The organism is Streptomyces sp. NPDC004732, from assembly GCF_040609235.1.
Classification (GTDB): Bacteria; Actinomycetota; Actinomycetes; order Streptomycetales; family Streptomycetaceae; genus Streptomyces.
Genome location: NZ_JBEXJR010000003.1, coordinates 690,282 through 709,871, shown reverse-complemented (window position 1 = coordinate 709,871; position 19,590 = coordinate 690,282). Strand labels below are relative to the sequence as shown.

The window sequence follows — 19,590 nt, the reverse complement described above, 5'->3', positions numbered from 1 at the left end:
TGGACACCGAACCCACCGAACACACCGAACACGCCATGGGCGCCGATGAGTTGCTCCTGCCCCGGTCGCAGGAGGCGAACGAGCGGCTGCACGCCATGATCCCCGGCGGCGCGCACACCTACGCCAAGGGTGACGACCAGTACCCCGAGAACCTGGCCCCGGTGATCAGCCACGGCCGCGGTGCCCACGTGTGGGACATCGACGGCAACCGCTACATCGAGTACGGCTCCGGTCTGCGGTCGGTCAGCCTCGGCCACGCCCACCCCCGCGTCACCGAGGCGGTGCGGCGCGAGATCGACCGCGGCAGCAACTTCGTCCGGCCGTCCATCGTGGAGGCCGAGGCCGCGGAACGCTTCCTGGCCACCGTGCCGACCGCCGAGATGGTGAAGTTCGCGAAGAACGGCTCCGACGCCACCACCGCCGCGGTGCGCCTCGCCCGTGCCGTCACCGGGCGCCAGCGGGTGGCCATCTGCGGCGACCACCCGTTCTTCTCCGTCGACGACTGGTTCATCGGTACGACGCCGATGTCCGCGGGCATCCCGGGGGCGACCACCGAGCTCACCGTGGCGTTCCCCTACGGGAACCTGGCCGCCACGGAGGAACTGCTCACCCGGTACGAGGGCGAGATCGCCTGTCTGATCCTCGAACCGGCCGGTCACACCGAGCCCCCGCCCGGGTACCTCGCGGGCCTGCGCGACCTGGCCGACCGGCACGGCTGCGTCCTCGTCTTCGACGAGATGATCACCGGCTTCCGCTGGTCCGAGGCGGGCGCCCAGGGCCTGTACGGCGTCACCCCCGACCTCTCCACGTTCGGCAAGGCGCTGGGCAACGGCTTCGCCGTCTCCGCGCTCGCCGGGCGCCGCGAGGTGATGGAGCGGGGCGGGCTGCGGCACTCCGGCGAGCGGGTGTTCCTGCTGTCCACCACGCACGGCGCGGAGACCCACTCCCTGGCCGCCGCGATGGCCGTGCAGACGGCCTACGGGGAGGAGGGCGTCACCGCGCGACTGCACGACCTCGGCGAGCGGCTGGCCGCCGGGGTCCGGGACGCCGCGGCCGGCATGGGTGTCGGCGACCACGTCGTCGTACGGGGCCGGGCCAGCAATCTGGTCTTCGCCACGCTCGACGAGAACCGGCAGCCGTCGCAGCAGTACCGCACCCTGTTCCTGCGCAGGCTCCTCGCGGGCGGGGTGCTGGCCCCGTCGTTCGTGGTGAGCAGTGCGCTCGACGACACCGACATCGACCACACCGTCGACGTGGTGGCCCAGGCGTGTGCGGTGTACCGGAAGGCACTGGACGCCGCCGACCCGACGCCCTGGATGGCCGGGCGACCGGTGAAGCCCGTCTTCCGCCGCCTGTCCTGACGTCAGGGGTGCCCGTGTCCCGATGTCAGGGGTGCTCGCGGCGACGGGCGTCGGCGATCCGGTCGACCAGCCACGCCGTCGCGGGCACCACCGCCAGCGCCGTGCACCAGCCGCCGAGGACATCGGTCGGGTAGTGCGCGCTCAGGGACACCTGCGCCCAGCCCATGGCGGCACCGACGACCAGCGCCGCGCCGAGCACGAGTGACAGGCCTGCCGCCCTGCCGAGGCCGAGCCTGCCGGTCGCGAGCAGCGCCACCGTGACGGCGAGCGCGGTGGCGAAAGCGGTGTGCCCGCTCGGATAGGACAGGTTGTCGTCGCCGTGAATGGTGCGTCCCACCAGGGACTTGACCACCATGGTCGACCCCACGGCCACGGCGGCGCCGACCACGACGAGCACCGCCCCGCGAGGAATCCGCAGCAGCAGACAGCCCGCGACGGCGGCCACGACGAGCAGCGCCGATCCGGCGGGCTCTCCCCAGAAGTCCATGGCCAGCGCGACGTTCCGCCACGGCGGCCGCACACTGTCCGCCGTCGGGTCGATGAACCACCTGTCGACCCGGCCGGCCTCACTGTGACCGGCGTACTGCGCGCCGATCACGACGACCACCAGCGCGGCGAGCGCCGAGAGCAGCCCGAGCCACCCGCGCAAGGGCGAGGGCAGCAGCGGGGGCGCCGCCGGTCGGCCGGTCACGGGCCCGTTCGAGGCAGGGCGATGCACCTTCCCCTCCCGTCAGGGCCGTTGACGCCGCTCTCCCTGCCACCCTAGCCAACATCCTTGCCTGCGCCCCCGGTTGGCGGGGGAAAGGCCTGTTCGGTCCAGATGGTCTTGCCGGAGCGGGTGTAGCGCGTGCCCCATCTCTGGACGAGCTGGGCGACGATGAGCAGGCCGCGCCCGCCTTCGTCGTCGTCGGCGCTGTGGCGCAGATGCGGTGACGTGTGGCCCGTGTCCGCGACCTCGCACAGGAGCGTGCGGTCACGGATGAGGCGTACTTGGATGGGCCCCGCGGCGTATCTGACCGCGTTGGTCACCAGCTCGCTGACGACGAGCTCGGTCGCGAACGACAGCTCTTCGAGGCCCCAGGCGTGCAACTGCCGGGTGGCCAGCTCCCGTGCCCGGCCCGCCGCGACCGGCTCGGCGGGCAGCTCCCATTCGCTGACCTGTGCCGGGTCGAGTTCGCGGGTGCGGACGAGCAGCAGGGCGGTGTCGTCGGCCGTCGGGCCGCTCGGCAGGAGTTCCGCCACGGCCCGGTCGCAGAGTTCTTCCAGCGACGCGTTCCGGTCGCCGAGCACACGCCCCAGCGCGTCGAGCCCGTGGTCGATGTCGCGGTCGCGGGCCTCGACCAGGCCGTCGGTGAAGAGCGCGAGCAGGCTGCCCACCGGCAGCTCGATCTCCAGGGACTCGAACGGCAGGCCGCCGAGGCCCAGCGGCGGTCCGGCCGGCAGGTCGGGGAAGGAGAGACGGCCGTCCGGGTCGACGACCGCGGGCGGCAGATGCCCGGCCCTGGCCATGACGCAGCGGCGCGACACCGGGTCGTAGACCGCGTAGAGACAGGTCGCCCCGGTGGTCACGTCGGCGTAGGCGCCGTCGCCCGCCCCGGGCCCGCCCCACTGCTCCTCCGCCGACTGCGCCACCAGATCGTCGAGCCGCGCGAGCAGCTCGACGGGGTCCAGGTCCATCTGCGCGAACGCACGTACGGTCGTACGCAGCCGTCCCATGGTGGCGGCCGCCTGCAGCCCGTGACCGACCACGTCCCCGACCACGAGCCCGACCCGGGTCCCGGAGAGCGGGATGACGTCGAACCAGTCGCCGCCGACGCCTGTCACATCGTCCGTGGGCAGATAGCGGTAGGCCAGGTCGACCGCCGACTGCTCCGGCACTTGCTGCGGCAGCAGCTGACGCTGGAGGGCCAGGGAAGCGGTGCGCTCGCGGGTGAAGCGGCGGGCGTTGTCGATGGACACGGCCGTCCGCGCGACCAACTCGTCGGCCAGCGCCACTTCGCCGCCGTCGAAGGAGGCCGAACCGGTGCCGCGCAGGAAGGTCACGAGCCCCAGCACGCTGTTGCCCGCCCGCAGCGGGACGACGAGCGCCGAGTCGTCGAGCACGAGGCCGCCCGAGGAGAGGCTGCGGTCCTGCGGCGAACCGGGCGGGTACCGCACCGGTGCCGGATCCCCGGAGCGGTCGGCGTCCTCGGCCGGGCAGCGGGCGACCCGCACCAGCGACGTCGCCGCCTCGCCGCCGGTGGCGGGCACCTCGCCCTCCAGCACCGCCTTCGCCAGGTCGACGGTGACCACGGAAGCGAACTCCGGCACCGCCACCTCGGTGATCTTCTCGGCGGTGACCCGCACGTCGAGGGCGGTCCCCACTCCGCGGCCCGCCTCGACGAGCAGGGCGAGACGCCGCTGGGCCCGGTGGCGATCGGTGATGTCGAAGGCGTCCTCGCACACGCCGATCACGCGTCCGTCGGCGTCCTGGAGCCGGTAGTAGGCGCAGGACCAGAGGTGCTCCGTCTCCGGGTCGCTGGGCGGGCGGGCCTGGAAGTGCAGGTCCAGGAAGGGCTCGCCGGTCTCCAGTACGTGGCGCATGACCGCGTCGAGCGTGGGCGGGTGACCCCTGGTCACGAACTTCCCGTCGGAGTACAGCTGATCGGCCCGAAGGCCGCGGAACTCGGCGAACGGCCGCCCTATCTCCCGTTCGTACGCCGTGTTGCACCAGGTCAGACGGAGGTCCGCGTCGTAGATGCCCAGGCCGACGGGCGACTGGGTGGCAAGGCCGTGCAGCAGGGCGAGGCGGGACTCCCACCGCCGGAGCTCCGTCAGCTCCGTCACGACGAGGACGCGCACCGCCGTCCCGGCGCCCGGCAGGGTGCACACCGCGGTGGCAACGGTCAGCTCACGCCCGTCACGGTGCCGGGCGACGCGGATCTCGTTCCCCTGGAACTGGAGCGGCGGCCCGGCGGCTGTTGCGCCCGGCACCAGGAAGGCGGCCACCGGCCGCCCGACGATCTCCTCCGCCTCATAGCCGAGGAGCCGCACGGCCGCGGGGCTCCACCCGATGACCGTGTCCTGGGCGTCGACGACCGCCGTGGCCGCCCTGGTGACGTCGAGGGGACCACGAAAGTCGGCTTCCTCCGGGTTCCCTGCCGTCATCGCGCCACACCAGCCCCGTTCGTCCCTTACAGAATCCGCTGTCACCCAGGCGGGCACAACTGCGGCACGCCCACCCGGCAGACGGGGAAAGTCGAACGCGGTCCGGCCCCCTCTTGGTCTAGACCGACTGCTAGCGTCAGCCGCAGAGCGGCGTGACGGATGTGGCGCCCGGGTCGAGAGGGGACAAGACGTGGTCGTCGGCAGGCAGGCGGGGCGGGCGTACATCGGATCCTTCACCGCGGCTGGCGGGGCCGGTGTCCTGACCGCGGCCGTCGCGCAGGACACCGGCGCGCTGACCGTGCTCGGCGCCACGGACGCGGTCGCCGACCCGTCCTACCTCGCGCTCTCGCCCGACGGCGGGACGCTCTACGCGGTCAGTGAGACCTCCGACGGCGGCGTCGCGGCGTTCCGCACCACGGGGGACAGGCCCGAGCTCACGGGGCCGCCCGTCGCGGTCGGCTCGGCGCCGACCCACCTGGCCCTGTACGACGGGCACGTGCTCACCGCCAACTACCGCTCGGGCAGCGTCACCGCGGTGCAGGTGCGCGCCGACGGGAGCCTCGCGCCCACGCCGTCGAGCGAGCTCCGGCACACCGGCTCGGGCCCGCACCCGCAGCGCCAGCAGGGTCCGCACGCCCACCAGGTCCTCGCGGACCCGAGCGGCCGCTGGGCGGTCAGCGTCGATCTCGGCACGGACTCCGTGCGCGTCTGCGCGTTCGGGGAGGACGGGCTGACCCTGCACCGCGAGGTGGCGCTGCGTCCGGGGTCAGGACCGCGGCACCTGGTGTTCCACCCGCGCGGCGACCGTGCGTACGTCCTGAACGAGCTCAGCCCCACCCTCACCGTCTGTGCCTGGGACGCCGTCGAAGGGTCGCTCAAGCCGCTCGGCGAGCTGCCCGTCCTGGCGGCGGCCCCGGAGGGCGACACCTACCCCTCCGAGGTGGTCATCGCGCCCGACGGGCGGTTCCTGTGGACCGCCACGCGCGGCCCGGACGTCATCTCGGTGATCGCTCTCGACGAGGCGGGCGACGCGCCGAGCCTGACGGCGACCGTGCCGTGCGGCGGGAACTGGCCGCGCGACCTGGCGATCGACCCGGCGGGACGGCACCTGTACGCGGCCAATGAGCGCTCCGGGGACGTCACCTGGTTCACGATCGACCGGCAGACGGGCATCCCGAGCCGGGCGGGCTCCGTCGCGGCGCCCGCGGCCTCCTGCGTGGTCTTCGGCTGACACGCCCATACGCCCGGACAGCGGTACGACGACGGGCCCGCCCCCACATCGGGGCGGGCCCGTCCTCGTACGCGCGAAACCGGTTCAGTGCACCGGCGCACCCGAGGGCTGCTGCGGCGTGATGCCGAGGGTCGTCGTGTACTTGGCGAGCGCCAGCTTGCCGATCGCCGGGTAGGGGCCGAGCGGCTCGGCGACGGAGCAGCCCGCCTCCTTCGCGGCCGCGTCGAGCAGGGCGGAGTCGAGCTCGGGGCCGATCAGGTACGGCGCGAGGGCCAGCTGGGTCGAGCCCGAGCCGCGCAGCTGCTCGGCGGTCGCGGCGATGGCGCCCTCCTGGTCGAGCGCGGCGGCCATCACCGGCACCGCGAGGCGCGCGGCGAGCAGCATGCCGGTGATCCCGGCGGCCTGCACGGCCTCCTCGCCGCCGACCGTGGCCAGCACGATGCCGTCCGCGGCCGTCGCCACGGTGAACAGGCGGGCGCGGTCGGCGCGGGCGAGACCGGCCTCCGAAAGGCGCACGTGCAGGGCCTCGGCGAGCAGCGGGTGCGGGCCGAGGACGTCCGTCAGCTCGGCGGCGGCACGGCTGTCCATGACGGCCTGCCGGATGCGGCGCATCAGCGCGGCGTCGGGGCCCGCGAGCAGCGGCACGACGACGGCGACCGGGCCCTCGGGGTCGGCCACCTCGGCGCCCGCCGCGCGCGCACGCTCGACGCGGGCGATGCGCTCGGCGGCCGCGTGCGCGAGCACGGAGTGCAGCGAGGGGAACTCGGGGAAGGACGTGACGGTGGCGTCCTCCTCACCGTCGACGTAACCGATCCTGGCGTCGAGGCCGGGCAGCTCGGAGCGGGCGATGCTCACGACTTCCTCGGCGAGGCTGCGCGTGGTGGTGCTGGGGGCGCCCGGCACGGCGAGAACAAGTGCGGGCGCGCCTTCAGGAGCCGCGACGGGCTCCGGACGGCGGTGCCGGCCCGGCTGACGGGGGCGCGGCATTCGTACAGGCAGGCCGGATGCGGGCCCAGTGGGGGAGCTCATGCGCCCGCATGCTACTGGCTTGCGGGCCATCCCTGTTCGGGGAGGGTGCAGGTGGGCGGTATAAGTCCGTTTTTGTCTGATGAATTACGTAGAGGTCAACTGTCACCTTCTCCGTGGACGGAGAGCATGCGTGAGTCGAGCGGCAGCCGCAACCTGCCCGCGGCGATATCGGCCGCTATGTGCAGTGCCCCGTCCAGCGGGTCGCCCGCCGCGGGAACCGGCCGTGCGTGCGGCAGCTGGTCCGCGACTTCGGCGCGCAGCGGGGCGAGCAGTGGCTCGCCGAGCCGGAACAGGCCGCCGGTGAAGGCGACTTCGCACGCGTCGGCGGAGGGGCAGACGGCGGCCGCGGCCTCGGCGATGTGGCGGGCCGCGGCCCGCAGGATGCCGTCCGCCACGGGGTCGTCCGCGGCGCAGGCCGCGACGTCGGGTGCGAAGGAGGCGAGGACCGCGGGCCGATCGGTGCGGGGATAGAGCTGTCCCGGCAGCCCGGCCGGTGGACCGAACACAGTCTCGGCGCGTTCGAGCAGCGCCCGCGAGCCGCCGCGTCTGCCGTCGTGCGCCCGCATCGCCGCTTCGAGCCCCGCGCGGCCGATCCAGGCACCGCCGCCGCAGTCCCCGAGCAGGTGCCCCCAGCCGTCGGCGCGGTGCCAGGCGGTCAGGTCGGTGCCGATCGCGATCATGCCGGTGCCCGCCGCGACGACGGCGCCCGGACGGTCGCCGAGCGCCCCCGCGTACGCGGTGACGGCGTCGGCGGCCAGCGCCGTGCGGCGTACGCCCAGGGTCCGGCCGAGCGCGGACGGCAGCGCGGCGCGGAGGTCGTCACCGAGGGTCGCGAGGCCCGCGGCGCCGACGGCGACGGCCGTGATCCGGCCGCCGCCCGCTTTCTCCAGCAAGCCCCGCGCCATGGGCAGGAGTTGCTCCATGAAGTGCCCGGCGTCGATGCCGCGCGGGCCGGTACGCACCGGCTCCGCGGAGCGCACCGGATCGGGGCGGTGCAGTCCCGGCGGCACGAGCAGGGCCGCCCGCAGCCCCGAACCGCCCGAATCGACACCCAGCACGCACTCCCCGGGCTCTTCTGACGTCACGGCAGTCGCCAGTCCACCGGCTGTGCCCCCTGCTGGACCAGCAGGTCGTTGGCCCGGCTGAAGGGGCGCGAGCCGAAGAAGCCGCGGTCCGCCGACATGGGGGAGGGGTGCGAGGACTCCACCGAAGGCAACTGCCCGAGCAGCGGCCGCAGATTGCGCGCGTCACGCCCCCACAGGATCGACACCAGCGGTTTGCCGCGCGCGGCAAGGGCCCGTATGGCCTGCTCCGTGACCTCCTCCCAGCCCTTGCCGCGGTGCGCGGCGGGCTTGCGCGGGGCGGTCGTGAGCGCCCTGTTGAGCAGCAGGACGCCCTGCTGGGTCCAGGGCGTGAGGTCGCCGTTCGTGGGCGCGGGCAGGCCCAGGTCGCTGTTCATCTCGCGGTAGATGTTGATGAGGCTGCCGGGCAGCGGCCGCACCTCGGGCGCGACCGAGAACGACAGGCCCACCGCGTGACCGGGCGTGGGGTAGGGGTCCTGGCCGACGATCAGGACGCGGACGTCGTCGAAGGGCTGCTGGAAGGCGCGCAGGACGTTCGCCCCCGACGGGAGATAGGTGCGTCCCGCGGCGATCTCCGCGCGCAGGAAGTCCCCCATCGAGGCGATCCGTTCGGCCACCGGTTCCAGGGCCTTGGCCCAGCCGGTCTCGACGATTTCATGCAAGGGTCGTGGTGCCACGGCGTCACCCTACTGCCGTAACGGCAGGGGCGATCAACCGATGGCCGCGGCCCGCACGCAGAGCACGTCCGGCAGGTGCGAGGCGAGTTGCTGCCAGCTGTCGCCGTCGTCCGCCGATGCGTACACCTCCCCGTTGCGATTGCCGAAGTAGATGCCCGCCGGGTCGCAGTCGTCGCTGCACATGGCGTCGCGCAGCACCGTGCCGTAGTGGTCCTCGTGGGGCAGGCCCGTGTTCAGCGGCTCCCAGCTCACGCCCGCGTCGGTCGTGCGGTAGACGCGACAGCGGTGGTCGGCGGGGACGCGGTCGCTGTCCGCGGTGATCGGGAAGACGTACGCCGTGCCGCCCCGGTGGGGGTGCGCGACCACCGCGAAACCGAAGTCGGAGGGCAGCCCGCCGCCGATGTCGGTCCAGTGCGCGCCCGCGTCGTCGCTGCGGTACACACCCCAGTGGTTCTGCAGATAGAGCCGGTCCGGGTCGGCCGCGTCCCGCGCGACCTTGTGCACGCACTGCCCGAACTCCGGGTTCGGCTCGGGCAGGAACACCGCGGAGACGCCGTCGTTCGAAGGGGCCCAGCTCGCCCCGCCGTCCCGGGTGCGGAACACCCCGGCGGTGGACACCGCGACCGTCACCGCGCGGGCGTCGCGGGCGTCCGTCAGCACGGTGTGCAGGCCCTCACCGCCGCCGCCCGGCACCCACTTGGAACGGGTGGGGTGTTCCCAGAGCGGACGGACGAGGGAGAAGGACTCCCCACGGTCCTCCGAGCGGTACAGCGCGGCGGGTTCCGTGCCCGCGTACACCACGTCCGGCTCGGCGGCCGCCGGGTGCAGCTGCCACACCCGCTCCAGGGAAGCACCGGTTTCCTTGGGGAACTTCACGGCGGGCTTCGACGGCTCCGTCCAGGTCCGCCCCAGGTCGTCGGAGTGGAAGACGGAGGGACCCCAGTGCGCGCTGTCACCGCCGACCAGGAGGCGCGGGGTGGGGCCCCGGGTGTCGATGGCGACCGAGTACACCGCCTGCGCGTTGAAGTACGGGCTGTCGTCGAACTCCCAGGCGCCACTTCGCCTGCGGCCGATGAACAGGCCCTTGCGCGTGCCTACGGTCAGGATGATGTCGGCCATGCCGACCACCTCCGGGACGTCGTTGTCTCAGGTACCGGCCAGTCTGCACCCCGGCACTGACAGTCACCCCCGGAGACGGTATCCGCGCAGGTCAGCGCTGTGTCTACCGGCCGGGCCCGGCACCCTGCGAGCCATTCCCCGCAGGCCCCCGCGCCAGCTCCCCGGCCACCTCCGCGATCACCGCGGGCCCCACCCGGCAGCATCCGCCGATCAGCCGCGCCCCCGCCGCCCGCCATCCCGTGACCTGCCCGGCCGCGAACCGGGACGGCCCCCGCCAGGAGCGGGCCGCGGCGTCCCACGTCTCGCCGCTGTTCGGATAGACGACCACGGGCTTGCCCGTGACCCGGGCGGCGAGCGCCACCGCGGCATCGGCGTCCCTCGGGTCGCAGCAGTTCACGCCGACCGCGATCACCTCGTCGGCGTCGGCGGCGAGCGCGAAGGCCTCTGCGAGGGGCTGGCCCGCGCGCGTGTGCGTGCCCGCGATGCTGTACGAAAGCCAGGCGGGGACCCCGAGGCCGCGCACCGCCCGCAGCAGGGCCCGCGCCTCGTCGGCGTCGGGCACGGTCTCCAGGGCGAGGACGTCGGGTCCGGCCGCGGCGAGGGTTTCGAGCCGCGGCCGGTGGAAGCGCTCCAACGCGTCCACCGAGAGGCCGTACCGCCCCTGGTACTCGGAGCCGTCGGCGAGCATCGCCCCGTAGGGCCCGGCGGATGCCGCCACCCACGTCTCCCGCCCGGTCGCGGACCCGGCACGCCGGGCCAGCTCGACGCTGAGGCCGAGGAGTTCACGGGTGCGGCGGGCGTCGATGCCGCGCCGCGCGAACCCCTCGTACGTCGCCTGGTAGCTCGCGGTGATCGCGACCTCGGCGCCCGCCCCGTAGTACGTGCGGTGGGCGGCCTCGATCGCCGCGGGCTCGTCGGCGAGCAGCCGTGCGGACCACAGGGCGTCGCTCAGGTCGTGCCCGGCGGCCTCCAACTGGTTGGCGAGGCCGCCGTCGAGCACGACCGGGCGCTGGGCAAGGGCATCGGCGAGTCTCACACCGCCGACGCTAGCCGAGGTACGGCCAGCGGGAAGTGACAGGCCACCTGGTGTCCCGTGCTGTTCGGCGTGCTGACCGGCGGTTCCGTCGTGGCGCACACCTCCTGGGCGAGGGGGCAGCGGGTCCGGAAGCGGCAGCCCGACGGAGGCTTCGCGGCGGAGGGGGTCTCGCCCTCCAGCGGCGCGCGTTCCGTGCCCGAGGCGGCCGCGGCCGCCGCCGGGTCGGGGACGTTGACCGTGTCCAGGAGCCCGCGTGTATAGGGGTGCAGCGGATGCGCGTACACCTGCTCGGCCGGACCCGACTCCACGAGCTTGCCCAGGTACATCACGCCGACGGTGTCGGCCAGATGGCGTACGACGGCCAGGTCGTGCGAGATGAACAGATAGGTCAGACCGCGCTCGCGCTGCAGCTCCCGCATCAGGTTGAGGATCTGCGCCTGCACGGACACGTCGAGCGCGGAGACCGGCTCGTCGGCGACCACCAGATCGGGTGAGAGCGTCAACGCCCTTGCCAGGCCGAGGCGTTGGCGCTGGCCGCCGGAGAACTCGTGCGGGTAGCGCTGCACGGCGCCGCGCGGCAGGCCCACGGCGTCGAGGAGTTCCGCGACCAGCTTCTCCTGTTCGGCGCGGTTGCCGACGCCCTGGATGACGAGCGGTTCGCGCAGGATCTCGCCGACCCGCATGCGCGGATCCATCGCGGCGGTGGAGTCCTGGAACATCAGCTGGACGCGCCGCCGGTGCGCGCGCCGTTCGGCCCGCGACATCCGCGACGGGTCGGCGCCCTCGAAGCGCACCGCGCCGCCGGTCGGTTCGTCGAGGCCCGCGACGATCCGGCCGAGCGTCGTCTTGCCGCAGCCGGACTCGCCGACCATGCCGAACGTCTCGCCCCTGCGGATCGAGAGGGACACCCCGCCGACCGCGCTGACCGTTCCCCGGCTGCGCGAGAACGCGCCTCCCTTGAGGGGGAACTCCTTGACCAGTGAGTCGAGTTCGAGCAGCACCTCACCGGGGGCCCGGGCGGCGGGCGCGGCCGCGGGCACCACGATCTCGTCCTCGGACGCGGCGTCCTCCGGCACCGGGTGGAAGCACGCGAACCGGTGCTCCTGGCCCTGCGTCTCGTCGTCCACGAGCGGCGGTTCCGCCGTGCGGCACTCGTCCGTGGCGAACGTGCAGCGCGGCGCGAAACGGCAGCCCGTGGGGCGCGCCGCGAGGTTGGGGGGCAGTCCGGGGATGGTGTGCAGCTCCGTGCCGCTGTCGGCGGCTCGCTCGGGCAGCGCGGCGAACAGCGCCTCGGTGTAGCGGTGGCGCGGGCGCGCGAACAGGCTGCGCACGTCGGCCTGTTCGGCGACCTTGCCCGCGTACATCACCGCGACCCGGTCCACCCGGTTGGCGATGACCCCGAGGTCGTGCGTGACCAGGATCATCGCCATGCCGAGACGGGCGCGCAGATCGTCGACGAGCTCCAGGATCTGGTGCTGCGTCGTCACGTCGAGGGCCGTCGTCGGCTCGTCCGCGATCAGCAGCTTCGGCTCGCACACCAGTGCCATGGCGATGGCCACGCGCTGCCGCATGCCCCCGGACAGCTGGTGCGGGTAGGCCTTCATGCGCTCGGCGGGCTGCGGCATGCCGACCAGGCGCAGCATCTCCTGGGCGCGTGCCCACGCCTCCTTCCTGCCGATGCCGGGGCGGTGCAGGAGCAGCGGCTCCGCCACCTGCGTGCCGATGGTCATCGTCGGGTTGAGGGAGGTCAGCGGGTCCTGGAAGACCATGCCGATGGTGTTGCCGCGGACGTCCTGGAGGACGGGCGCCCGGGCCGCGGCGAGGTCCTGTCCGTCGAACAGGACGCGGCCCGCGGTGATCTCGCCGCCCGGCGGCAGCAGGCCGAGGACGCTGAGCGCGGTCATCGTCTTGCCGCAGCCGGACTCGCCGACGATGCCCAGGGCCTCACCGGGGGCGAGGGAGAGGGATACGCCGTCGAGGGCGTGGACGGTCCGTTCGCGCGAGACGATGTCGACACGCAGGCCGTCGAGGGTGAGCAGGGGCTCGGTCATCTGTCAGGTCTCCTGTTACTTCCGCAGCCGCACGTCGAACGCGTCCCGCAGTCCGTCACCGATGAAGTTGAACGCGGCGACGACCAGCACGATCGCGATGCCCGGCGGGAAGATCAGCCACCAGTAGCCGTTCTGGGTGTAGGTGATCCCGGCCGACAGCATCGAGCCCCAGTCGGCGGAGGGCGGCGGGATGCTCAGGCCGAGGAACGCGAGATAGCTGACGTAGAGGATGGCGTCGGCGATCTGGAACGTGCAGTTGACGATGACCGTGCCGATGGCGTTCGGCACGATGTGCTTGAAGACGGCACGCGTACCGCCGCCGCCCATCATCCGCATGGCCTGGACGTACTCGCGGTTGCGCAGCGACAGCGCCTCGCCGCGGACCAGACGGGCGGGGGACAGCCAGGCCACCGCCGCGATGATCATGATGAGGACGCCCTTGCTTGGCGTGATGATCGCGGCCACCACGACGAGCAGGAACATCGCGGGGATGGCGAGCGCCGCGTCCGTGACGCGCATCATCGCCGCGTCGACCCAGCCGCCGAAGTAGCCGGAGACCGCGCCGTAGACGGTGCCGAAGAGCGTGGCCAGCAGACCGGCCGCCAGACCGATCTCCAGCGACGTCTGCCCCGCGACCATCAGACGGCCGATCATGTCGTAGCCGAGGTCGGTGGTGCCGAGGAGGTGGCCGGAGCTGCCCGGCGGCAGGTTCGCCTGCGACAGGTCGGTGTGGACCTGCTGGGTGTCGTACACCAGCGGGCCGAGGTAGCTGAACGCGAGCAGCAGGAGCAGCACCACCACGCCCGTCAGGGCGAGCTTGTTGCCGGTGAAGACCCGCAGCGTGCGGCGGGCCAGCGACGGCGTGGCCTGCGCGGCGTCCTCGTGGCCTGGCGCGGTGACAGGGGCGACCGTGGTACTCATGCCACGCTCCGTATCCGGGGGTCGAGGACGGCGTACAGCACGTCGGTGAGCAGCGAGCCGACGACGGTGGCGACACCGACGACGAGCGTCACGCCGAGCAGTACGGGGAAGTCGGAGCCCTGCGCGGCGTTCCAGAACAGCAGCCCCATGCCGGGGTAGTTGAACATCGACTCGACGACGAGGGCGCCGCTGAACAGGGTCGGCAGATAGAGGCCGAGGAGCGTCGCGAGGGGGATCAGCGCATTGCGCAGGACGTGCCTGACCATGATCCGGCGGCTCGACTGGCCCTTGGCCATCGCCGTGCGGACGTATTCCTCGGTGAGGTTGTCGAGTACCGCGGAGCGCATGTAGCGGCTGAACATCGCGACGATGCCGAAGGCCATGGTGACCACAGGGAGGATCAGCCCGGTGAAGTCGCCGAGGAGTGCGCCGATCGTCTCGCCCTGTGGCGCCTCCGCCGGGAAGATGGGCATGACCTGCGCAAACAGGATGATCATGATGAGGCCGAGGAAGAACACCGGCGTCGCGTACATCAGGAAGGCGAGGCCCGTCAGCGCGTAGTCCGAGGCCTTGCCGCGGCGGACGGCCTGCAGCAGGCCGAGCGGAACGGCGATGACGACCGCGAGGACGGTGGAGAGGACCGTGAGGAGCAGGGTCTTCGGCAGGCGCTGCGTCAGCAGGTCGAAGACGGGCGAGTTGAGCTTGAAGGAGTCGCCGAGGTCGCCCGTGAGCAGCCGCTTCAGATACATCGCGTACTGCATCGGCAGTGAACGGTCGTACCCCTGCTGGTGGTTGAAGTGCTCGATCTGCTGCGGGGTGCCCTTCGGGCCGAGGATGGCGCGGGCGGGGCCGCCCGGGAGCATGTGCAGGAGCACGAAGACGATGACCGACACGAGGAAGAGGACGACGATCGCCTGGAGGAGGCGCTTGACCAGAAAGCCGGTGAAGCCGGTCACTTCTCGGCCCCCTTCTTCTTGACGTAGTACCAGTGCTGGGGCGCGAAGGTGACGGTCGGGTTCTGCGAGACGCCGCGCAGGTCGTTGCGGATCACCGAGACCTGGTACGCGGGGTTCGGCATCCACATCACGGGCAGCTGCTCGGCGAGGTACTCGCCGTACTCGTGCACGGCCTTCATGTCGGGGGAGTACTGCACGCCCCGGATGATGCGGTCCGCCTTCTTGTCGCTGTAGTTGCCGAAGTTGGCGGAGGCGCCCGTCGAGAAGAGCTGCTCGCCGCTGGGGTTGAGCGGGTAGTACCAGCTGCCCGCCGTGCCGAAGAAGGACATGTCCCAGTTGCAGCCCGGGTCCTTCGCCTTGCACGGCACGGAGTTGCCGAGCACCGAGTTCAGCGGCTGCTGACGCACGGTCAGGTCAATGCCGCCCTTGGAGAGCGACGACTTGAGCTCCTGCATCATGTTCGTCGTCTCGGTCGACCCCGACTGGGAGAGCAGGGTCAGTTCGAGCGGCGCGTTCCGCCCGATGCCCTTGCCGCACTCGTCCGCGCCGGTGCCGGGGCGCACACAGCGCGCCGTGCCGTCCTCGATCCGCCAACCGTGCTGCTCAAGCAGCGCCTTGGCCTTGCCGACGGAGAACGGGTACTGGTTCTTCTCCATCTTCCCGGACAGGTACTGGCTCTTCGGTGTCACCGGCACCGGGCCGAGCGTCGGTGTCGCGCTGCCCTGCCAGATGACGTTGCTCATCGCCTTCTGGTCGACGAGGTGCTGCATGGCCTGACGGATGTACAGCTGGTCCATCTTCGAGCCGCCGTGCGTGGAGTTGAAGTTGTAGACGATGTACGTCGCCGCCCAGCCCTCCCACGGATCGACGCGGTACCCCTTCTCCTCGAACTTCTCCTTCTGCGCCATCACCGACGGCGGGATGTAGCCGTAGTCGACGCCGCCCGAACGCAGCACGTTGTACTCGGAGTCGGCCGTCGTGAACGGCTTGAAGACCACCTTGTCCAGGTGCGGGCGCTCCGCCTTCGGGCCGGTGAACTTCTCGTTCGGCACGATGGTGACCTGCCCGCTGTCGCGCCAGCCCGCCAGCTTCCAGGGCCCGTTGACCGTCTTCCAGAGGGGATCGGAACCGTACGAGCCAAGGCTCTTCGCGTGCTGGGTGAGCCGCGCGAAGACGGCCTTGGCGCCCGCGGGGGTGCGGTCCCAGTCGCCGATCTTCCCGCCGTCCGTCTTGGCGCCCCAGGCGTGCCGGGGCAGTGCGCGCATCAGGGTGAGCTGGTTGGCGGTGAACCAGTCGGGGTTGTACGCGCGGGTCAGGTGCAGCCGCACGGTGTGGTCGTCGAGCGTCTCGAACCGCTTGACGTTGTCGGGCATCGTGCCGACCGAATAGTTGCCCCAGTCCGCCTTGTTGGCCTTCACCAGGTTGAACCAGAACTCCAGGTCGCGGGCGGTGACGGGCTTGCCGTCGGACCACTTCACGCCCTCGCGCAGCGGCACGGTCACGGTCTTGTTGCCGTCGCTGTACTTCGGCTTCAGGCCGAGCGTGCTGGGGCCGTGCGTGGTCAGCTCGCCCTTCGCCTTGTCCTGTACGGCGTCGTAGACCGGCATGAAGAGCAGGGACTGAATCCCGTAGTTGTACGAGGCGCCGTAGCCGGGCGCGCCGATCGGGAAGATCCAGTTGGGCGTCGCCGCCGGTGGCAGAGCCATCGTGGCGGTCCCGCCCTCGACGGGGGTGCCGCCGGTGGGGCCCATGTCGATGCGGCCGCCCTCACGGGTGCAGCCGGTGAGGGCCGCCGCGAGGACGAGCAGCGCGGCCGCCGCGGACCTGATTGAGCGCATGGCGATGGGCCTCCAAGGGGTACGGGGCCGGCCCGTGCCGGAGTACGACGGGGCGGCGCCCGAACGCTAGGCCGAGGGTGAAAAACAAGTCAATAGCTTCATTCGGCAAGAAGTGGGAAATTCGGAGGGGGTAGCCAACTTGCTTCGGTCGGACTTAGTGTTCGTCCTGTTGTCGAACGAACAGATCGAACGAACCTGCATCACGGCAGTACGGATCGAAGCAACGGGCGTCACGGCAGGACGATTCGCAGCGACAGGCAAGCAGCAGGCAAGCAACTGGGGGCGGCATGACCGGAACACCACTCGGCGAGCCAGGCTCGGGGCAGCACATCGTGCACCTGGTCTCGTCGGGGGCGGCCACGTCGCGCGCCGATCTCGTGCGCGAACTGGGCCTCGCCCCCTCGACGGTCTCCCTGCGGGTGCAGGAGCTGGTCGACGCCGGGCTGCTCACCGAGTCCGGCGAGGGCGCATCGCGCGGCGGGCGCAGGCCCAGGCTGCTGCGGGTGGCCGCGCGGGGCGGCGTCGCCCTCGCCGCGGACCTCGGCAGCCACCACGCACGGCTCGGCGCGGTCGACCTCGGCGGCACCGTCACCGACGCCGTCGACCTGCCGCACGACATCACCGCGGGCCCCGAGTCCGCCGTCGACTGGCTCTGCGAGCAGGCCGACGCGCTCGTCGCCCGGCAGCGCGCGGAGGGACGCACGGTGCGCGCCTTCGGAGTCGCCTTCCCCGGACCCGTGCAGCCCGGCACCGGCCGCGTCCTCAGCCCCTCCCGCATGCCCGGGTGGCACCGCTACCCCCTGCGCGACGTGCTCGCGGAACGGCTCGGCATCCCCGTCACCGTCGACAACGACGCGACGATGATGGCCGTCGGCGAACACCGCGTGGCCCGGCCCGAGCTGGAGCATCTCGTCGTCGTCAAGGCAGGCCGCGGCATCGGCAGCGGCGTCATCTCCGCGGGCCGCCCGCACGACGGCGCCAACGGCAGCGCGGGCGACATCAGCCACGTCCGCGTCGACGCGGCAGGCGACCGCCCCTGCAGCTGCGGCAACATCGGCTGCCTGGAGACCGTCGCCAGCGGCGCGGCGCTGATCCGGGAACTCGCGCTGCAGGGCGTCGAGGTGTCCGACACCAGCGATCTGCTGCGGCTCGTCGCCGACGGCGACCCGCAGGCCACCACCCTGGTGCGCACCGCGGGGCGGCACATCGGCACGGTCCTGTCCGTCGTCGTCAACTTCTTCAACCCGCAGGCCGTGGCCCTCGGCGGCGTACTCGCCACCGCGGAACCGCTGGTCGCAGCCGTGCGCGGCGTCCTCTACGAACGCTGCCTGCCGCTCGCCACGGCCGACCTGGAGATCACCACCACCGTCACCGGCGTCGACGCGGGCCTGCTCGGCGCGGGCCTCACCGCACTGCGCCGCCACCTTCCGACCGCCCCCGCCCCCGCACCCCAGGAAGAGAGCGCACCCGCATGACCCCCTCCGCCTCCGCGAACCCCCGCCGCCTGCGCATCGGCATCGGCGGCATCGGCATCGAGTCGTCCACGTTCTGCCCGCACCGCTCCACCACCGACGACTTCCGCCAGACCCGCGGCCAGGACCTCCTCGACCGCTACACGTGGACGCAGGCGGACTCCGACCTCGCCGCCACCGTCGAATGGGTGCCCCTGCTGCACGCGACCTCGCTGCCCGGCGGACCGGTGGAAGCGGAGTCGTACCTGATCCTCAAGAACGAACTCGTCACCCGCATCAGGGAGGCGGGCCCGCTCGACGGCCTCGTGTACGACATCCACGGCGCGATGAGCGTCATCGGCCTCACCGACGCCGAGGCCGACCTCACCGAAGCGGTGCGCGCCGCCCTCGACGCCGTGGGCACCCCGGACGGCACGGGCCGCCCGATGATCTCCACCGCCATGGACCTGCACGGCAACGTCTCGCGCCGCTTCGCCGAGCCGGTCGACCTGCTCACCGCCCACCGCCTCGCCCCGCACGAGGACGCCTGGGAGACCCGTGAGCGCGCGGCCCGCAACCTCGTCCGCTGCCTCCTCGACGGCACCCGCCCGCACCGCGCCTGGGTCCAGGTCCCCGTGCTGCTGCCCGGCGAGAAGACCAGCACCCGCCTGGAGCCCGCCAAGTCCCTCTACGCCTCGCTCGCCGAGATCGAACAGCTCCCCGGCATCCTCGACGCGGCCCTGTGGGTCGGCTACGCCTGGGCCGACGAGCCGCGCTGCAAGGCCGCCATCGTCGTCACCGGCGACGACGCCGAACGCGCCGCCGCCGAGGCCGAGAAGCTCGCCCGCCGCTACTGGGACGCGCGCCGCGACTTCGTCTTCGTCGGCCCGACGGGCTCCGCGGAGGAGTGCATCGAGAAGGCGGCGGCCTCGACCGCACGGCCCTTCCTGATCAGCGACTCGGGCGACAACCCGACCGCGGGCGGCGCGGGCGACCTCGCGTACGTGCTGGAGAAACTGCTCGCCAACGACGACGTCCGCGCCGGCCGGGTCACCGCCGTCCACCCCGGCATCACCGACCCGGTGGCCGTCGCCCGGTGCTTCGAGGCGGGCGTGGGCGCTGAGGTCACGCTGAGCGTGGGGGGCAAGGTCGACGCGAACCACGGCGGCCCCTTCGACCTCACCGGCACCGTCGTCGCCCTGCAGCGCGCCGCCGACCAGCAGGACCGGGCGGAGGGCGGCGCGTACGACCGCGGTGTCGACATGGCGGCCGTGCGCCACGGCGGTCTCACCGTGGTCCTCGTCGAGCGCCGCAAGCCGTTCCACACGCTCGCCGACTTCATGGGCCCGGCGGAGGGCGGTCTCGGCATCGACCCCCGCACGTACGACCTCGTGATCGTGAAGATCGGCTACCTGGAGCCCGAGCTCCACGACATGGCAGCCGACTGGCTCCTCGCCCTCACGCCGGGCGGCGTGGACCAGGACCTGCTGCGGCTCGGCCACCACCGGGTGGAGCGCCCGCTGTATCCGTTCGACGAGGATGCGTATGACGGTGGGGTGCCTGACCTGACGCCGGTGCGGCTTGCCCCGCTCGGCCAACTCACCCCGCTCGCACCGTGAGAAGGGGGTTCAGCTGCCGGAACGGGTCTGCGAAGGTGATCTCTTCGAGCCGCCCGTAGCGCAGAGGAGCCC

15 protein-coding genes are annotated in these 19,590 nt (G+C 72.5%); 4 read left to right on the top strand and 11 right to left on the bottom strand.

Annotated elements, in window-relative coordinates; genetic code table 11:
* Positions 1 to 35 precede the first annotated feature (35 nt).
* Entirely contained in the window at positions 36 to 1,361 is a 1,326-nt protein-coding gene (locus ABZV77_RS12350) for a glutamate-1-semialdehyde 2,1-aminomutase (RefSeq protein ID WP_356254326.1), read from the top strand.
* Positions 1,362 to 1,386: 25 nt separating this feature from the next.
* Here the strand turns inward: ABZV77_RS12350 and ABZV77_RS12345 are convergent, their stop codons facing one another.
* Together ABZV77_RS12345 and ABZV77_RS12340 are read right to left on the bottom strand one after the other, a co-directional pair.
* Positions 1,387 to 2,052, bottom strand: a complete 666-nt coding sequence (locus tag ABZV77_RS12345) for a phosphatase PAP2 family protein (RefSeq protein WP_356254181.1) — start codon at positions 2,050 to 2,052, stop codon at positions 1,387 to 1,389.
* A gap of 71 nt (positions 2,053 to 2,123) precedes the next feature.
* Positions 2,124 to 4,508 (bottom strand): SpoIIE family protein phosphatase, encoded by a 2,385-nt coding sequence (locus ABZV77_RS12340; RefSeq protein ID WP_356254178.1) that lies wholly within the window; start codon positions 4,506 to 4,508, stop codon positions 2,124 to 2,126.
* A gap of 190 nt (positions 4,509 to 4,698) precedes the next feature.
* On the opposite strand from ABZV77_RS12340, the gene ABZV77_RS12335 reads away from it, so the two are divergent.
* On the top strand, positions 4,699 to 5,739 hold the full coding sequence (locus tag ABZV77_RS12335; protein WP_356254175.1) for a lactonase family protein: 1,041 nt from the start codon (positions 4,699 to 4,701) through the stop codon (positions 5,737 to 5,739).
* An 84-nt stretch (positions 5,740 to 5,823) separates the two neighbouring features.
* On the opposite strand, the gene ABZV77_RS12330 is transcribed toward ABZV77_RS12335, so the two are convergent.
* The 9 genes from ABZV77_RS12330 to ABZV77_RS12290 form a co-directional block, all read right to left on the bottom strand.
* Positions 5,824 to 6,768 carry a hypothetical protein gene (locus ABZV77_RS12330; RefSeq protein WP_356254172.1) on the bottom strand — a complete coding sequence of 315 codons (945 nt, stop codon included), beginning with the start codon at positions 6,766 to 6,768 and terminating at the stop codon, positions 5,824 to 5,826.
* Positions 6,769 to 6,863: 95 nt separating this feature from the next.
* Positions 6,864 to 7,853: a BadF/BadG/BcrA/BcrD ATPase family protein gene (locus ABZV77_RS12325; protein WP_356254169.1), complete on the bottom strand. Its 990-nt coding sequence runs from the start codon at positions 7,851 to 7,853 to the stop codon at positions 6,864 to 6,866.
* Positions 7,850 to 8,527, bottom strand: a complete 678-nt coding sequence (locus tag ABZV77_RS12320) for a uracil-DNA glycosylase (RefSeq protein WP_356254166.1) — start codon at positions 8,525 to 8,527, stop codon at positions 7,850 to 7,852. The genes ABZV77_RS12325 and ABZV77_RS12320 overlap by 4 nt, the downstream gene beginning before the upstream one ends.
* Before the next feature lie 33 nt (positions 8,528 to 8,560).
* Positions 8,561 to 9,646, bottom strand: a complete 1,086-nt coding sequence (locus tag ABZV77_RS12315) for an exo-alpha-sialidase (protein WP_356254163.1) — start codon at positions 9,644 to 9,646, stop codon at positions 8,561 to 8,563.
* Between the two features lie 103 nt (positions 9,647 to 9,749).
* Positions 9,750 to 10,682: a homocysteine S-methyltransferase gene (gene mmuM / locus ABZV77_RS12310; protein WP_356254160.1), complete on the bottom strand. Its 933-nt coding sequence runs from the start codon at positions 10,680 to 10,682 to the stop codon at positions 9,750 to 9,752.
* Complete coding sequence (locus ABZV77_RS12305) at positions 10,679 to 12,733, bottom strand: ABC transporter ATP-binding protein (RefSeq protein WP_356254157.1); 2,055 nt, start codon at positions 12,731 to 12,733, stop codon at positions 10,679 to 10,681. The genes mmuM and ABZV77_RS12305 overlap by 4 nt, the downstream gene beginning before the upstream one ends.
* Before the next feature lie 15 nt (positions 12,734 to 12,748).
* The gene (locus ABZV77_RS12300) at positions 12,749 to 13,654 is read right to left on the bottom strand and encodes an ABC transporter permease (protein WP_356254154.1); all 906 of its coding nucleotides are present in this window, start codon (positions 13,652 to 13,654) and stop codon (positions 12,749 to 12,751) included.
* Positions 13,651 to 14,610 carry an ABC transporter permease gene (locus ABZV77_RS12295; RefSeq protein ID WP_356254151.1) on the bottom strand — a complete coding sequence of 320 codons (960 nt, stop codon included), beginning with the start codon at positions 14,608 to 14,610 and terminating at the stop codon, positions 13,651 to 13,653. The genes ABZV77_RS12300 and ABZV77_RS12295 overlap by 4 nt, the downstream gene beginning before the upstream one ends.
* The gene (locus ABZV77_RS12290) at positions 14,607 to 16,448 is read right to left on the bottom strand and encodes a peptide ABC transporter substrate-binding protein (protein WP_356254148.1); all 1,842 of its coding nucleotides are present in this window, start codon (positions 16,446 to 16,448) and stop codon (positions 14,607 to 14,609) included. The genes ABZV77_RS12295 and ABZV77_RS12290 overlap by 4 nt, the downstream gene beginning before the upstream one ends.
* A gap of 287 nt (positions 16,449 to 16,735) precedes the next feature.
* Here ABZV77_RS12290 and ABZV77_RS12285 point away from each other — a divergent pair, with 287 nt between their 5' ends.
* Together ABZV77_RS12285 and ABZV77_RS12280 are read left to right on the top strand one after the other, a co-directional pair.
* Complete coding sequence (locus tag ABZV77_RS12285) at positions 16,736 to 17,923, top strand: ROK family protein (protein ID WP_356254145.1); 1,188 nt, start codon at positions 16,736 to 16,738, stop codon at positions 17,921 to 17,923.
* Positions 17,920 to 19,518, top strand: a complete 1,599-nt coding sequence (locus tag ABZV77_RS12280; protein WP_356254143.1) for a M81 family metallopeptidase — start codon at positions 17,920 to 17,922, stop codon at positions 19,516 to 19,518. The genes ABZV77_RS12285 and ABZV77_RS12280 overlap by 4 nt, the downstream gene beginning before the upstream one ends.
* The last annotated feature ends 72 nt before the right edge of the window (positions 19,519 to 19,590 follow it).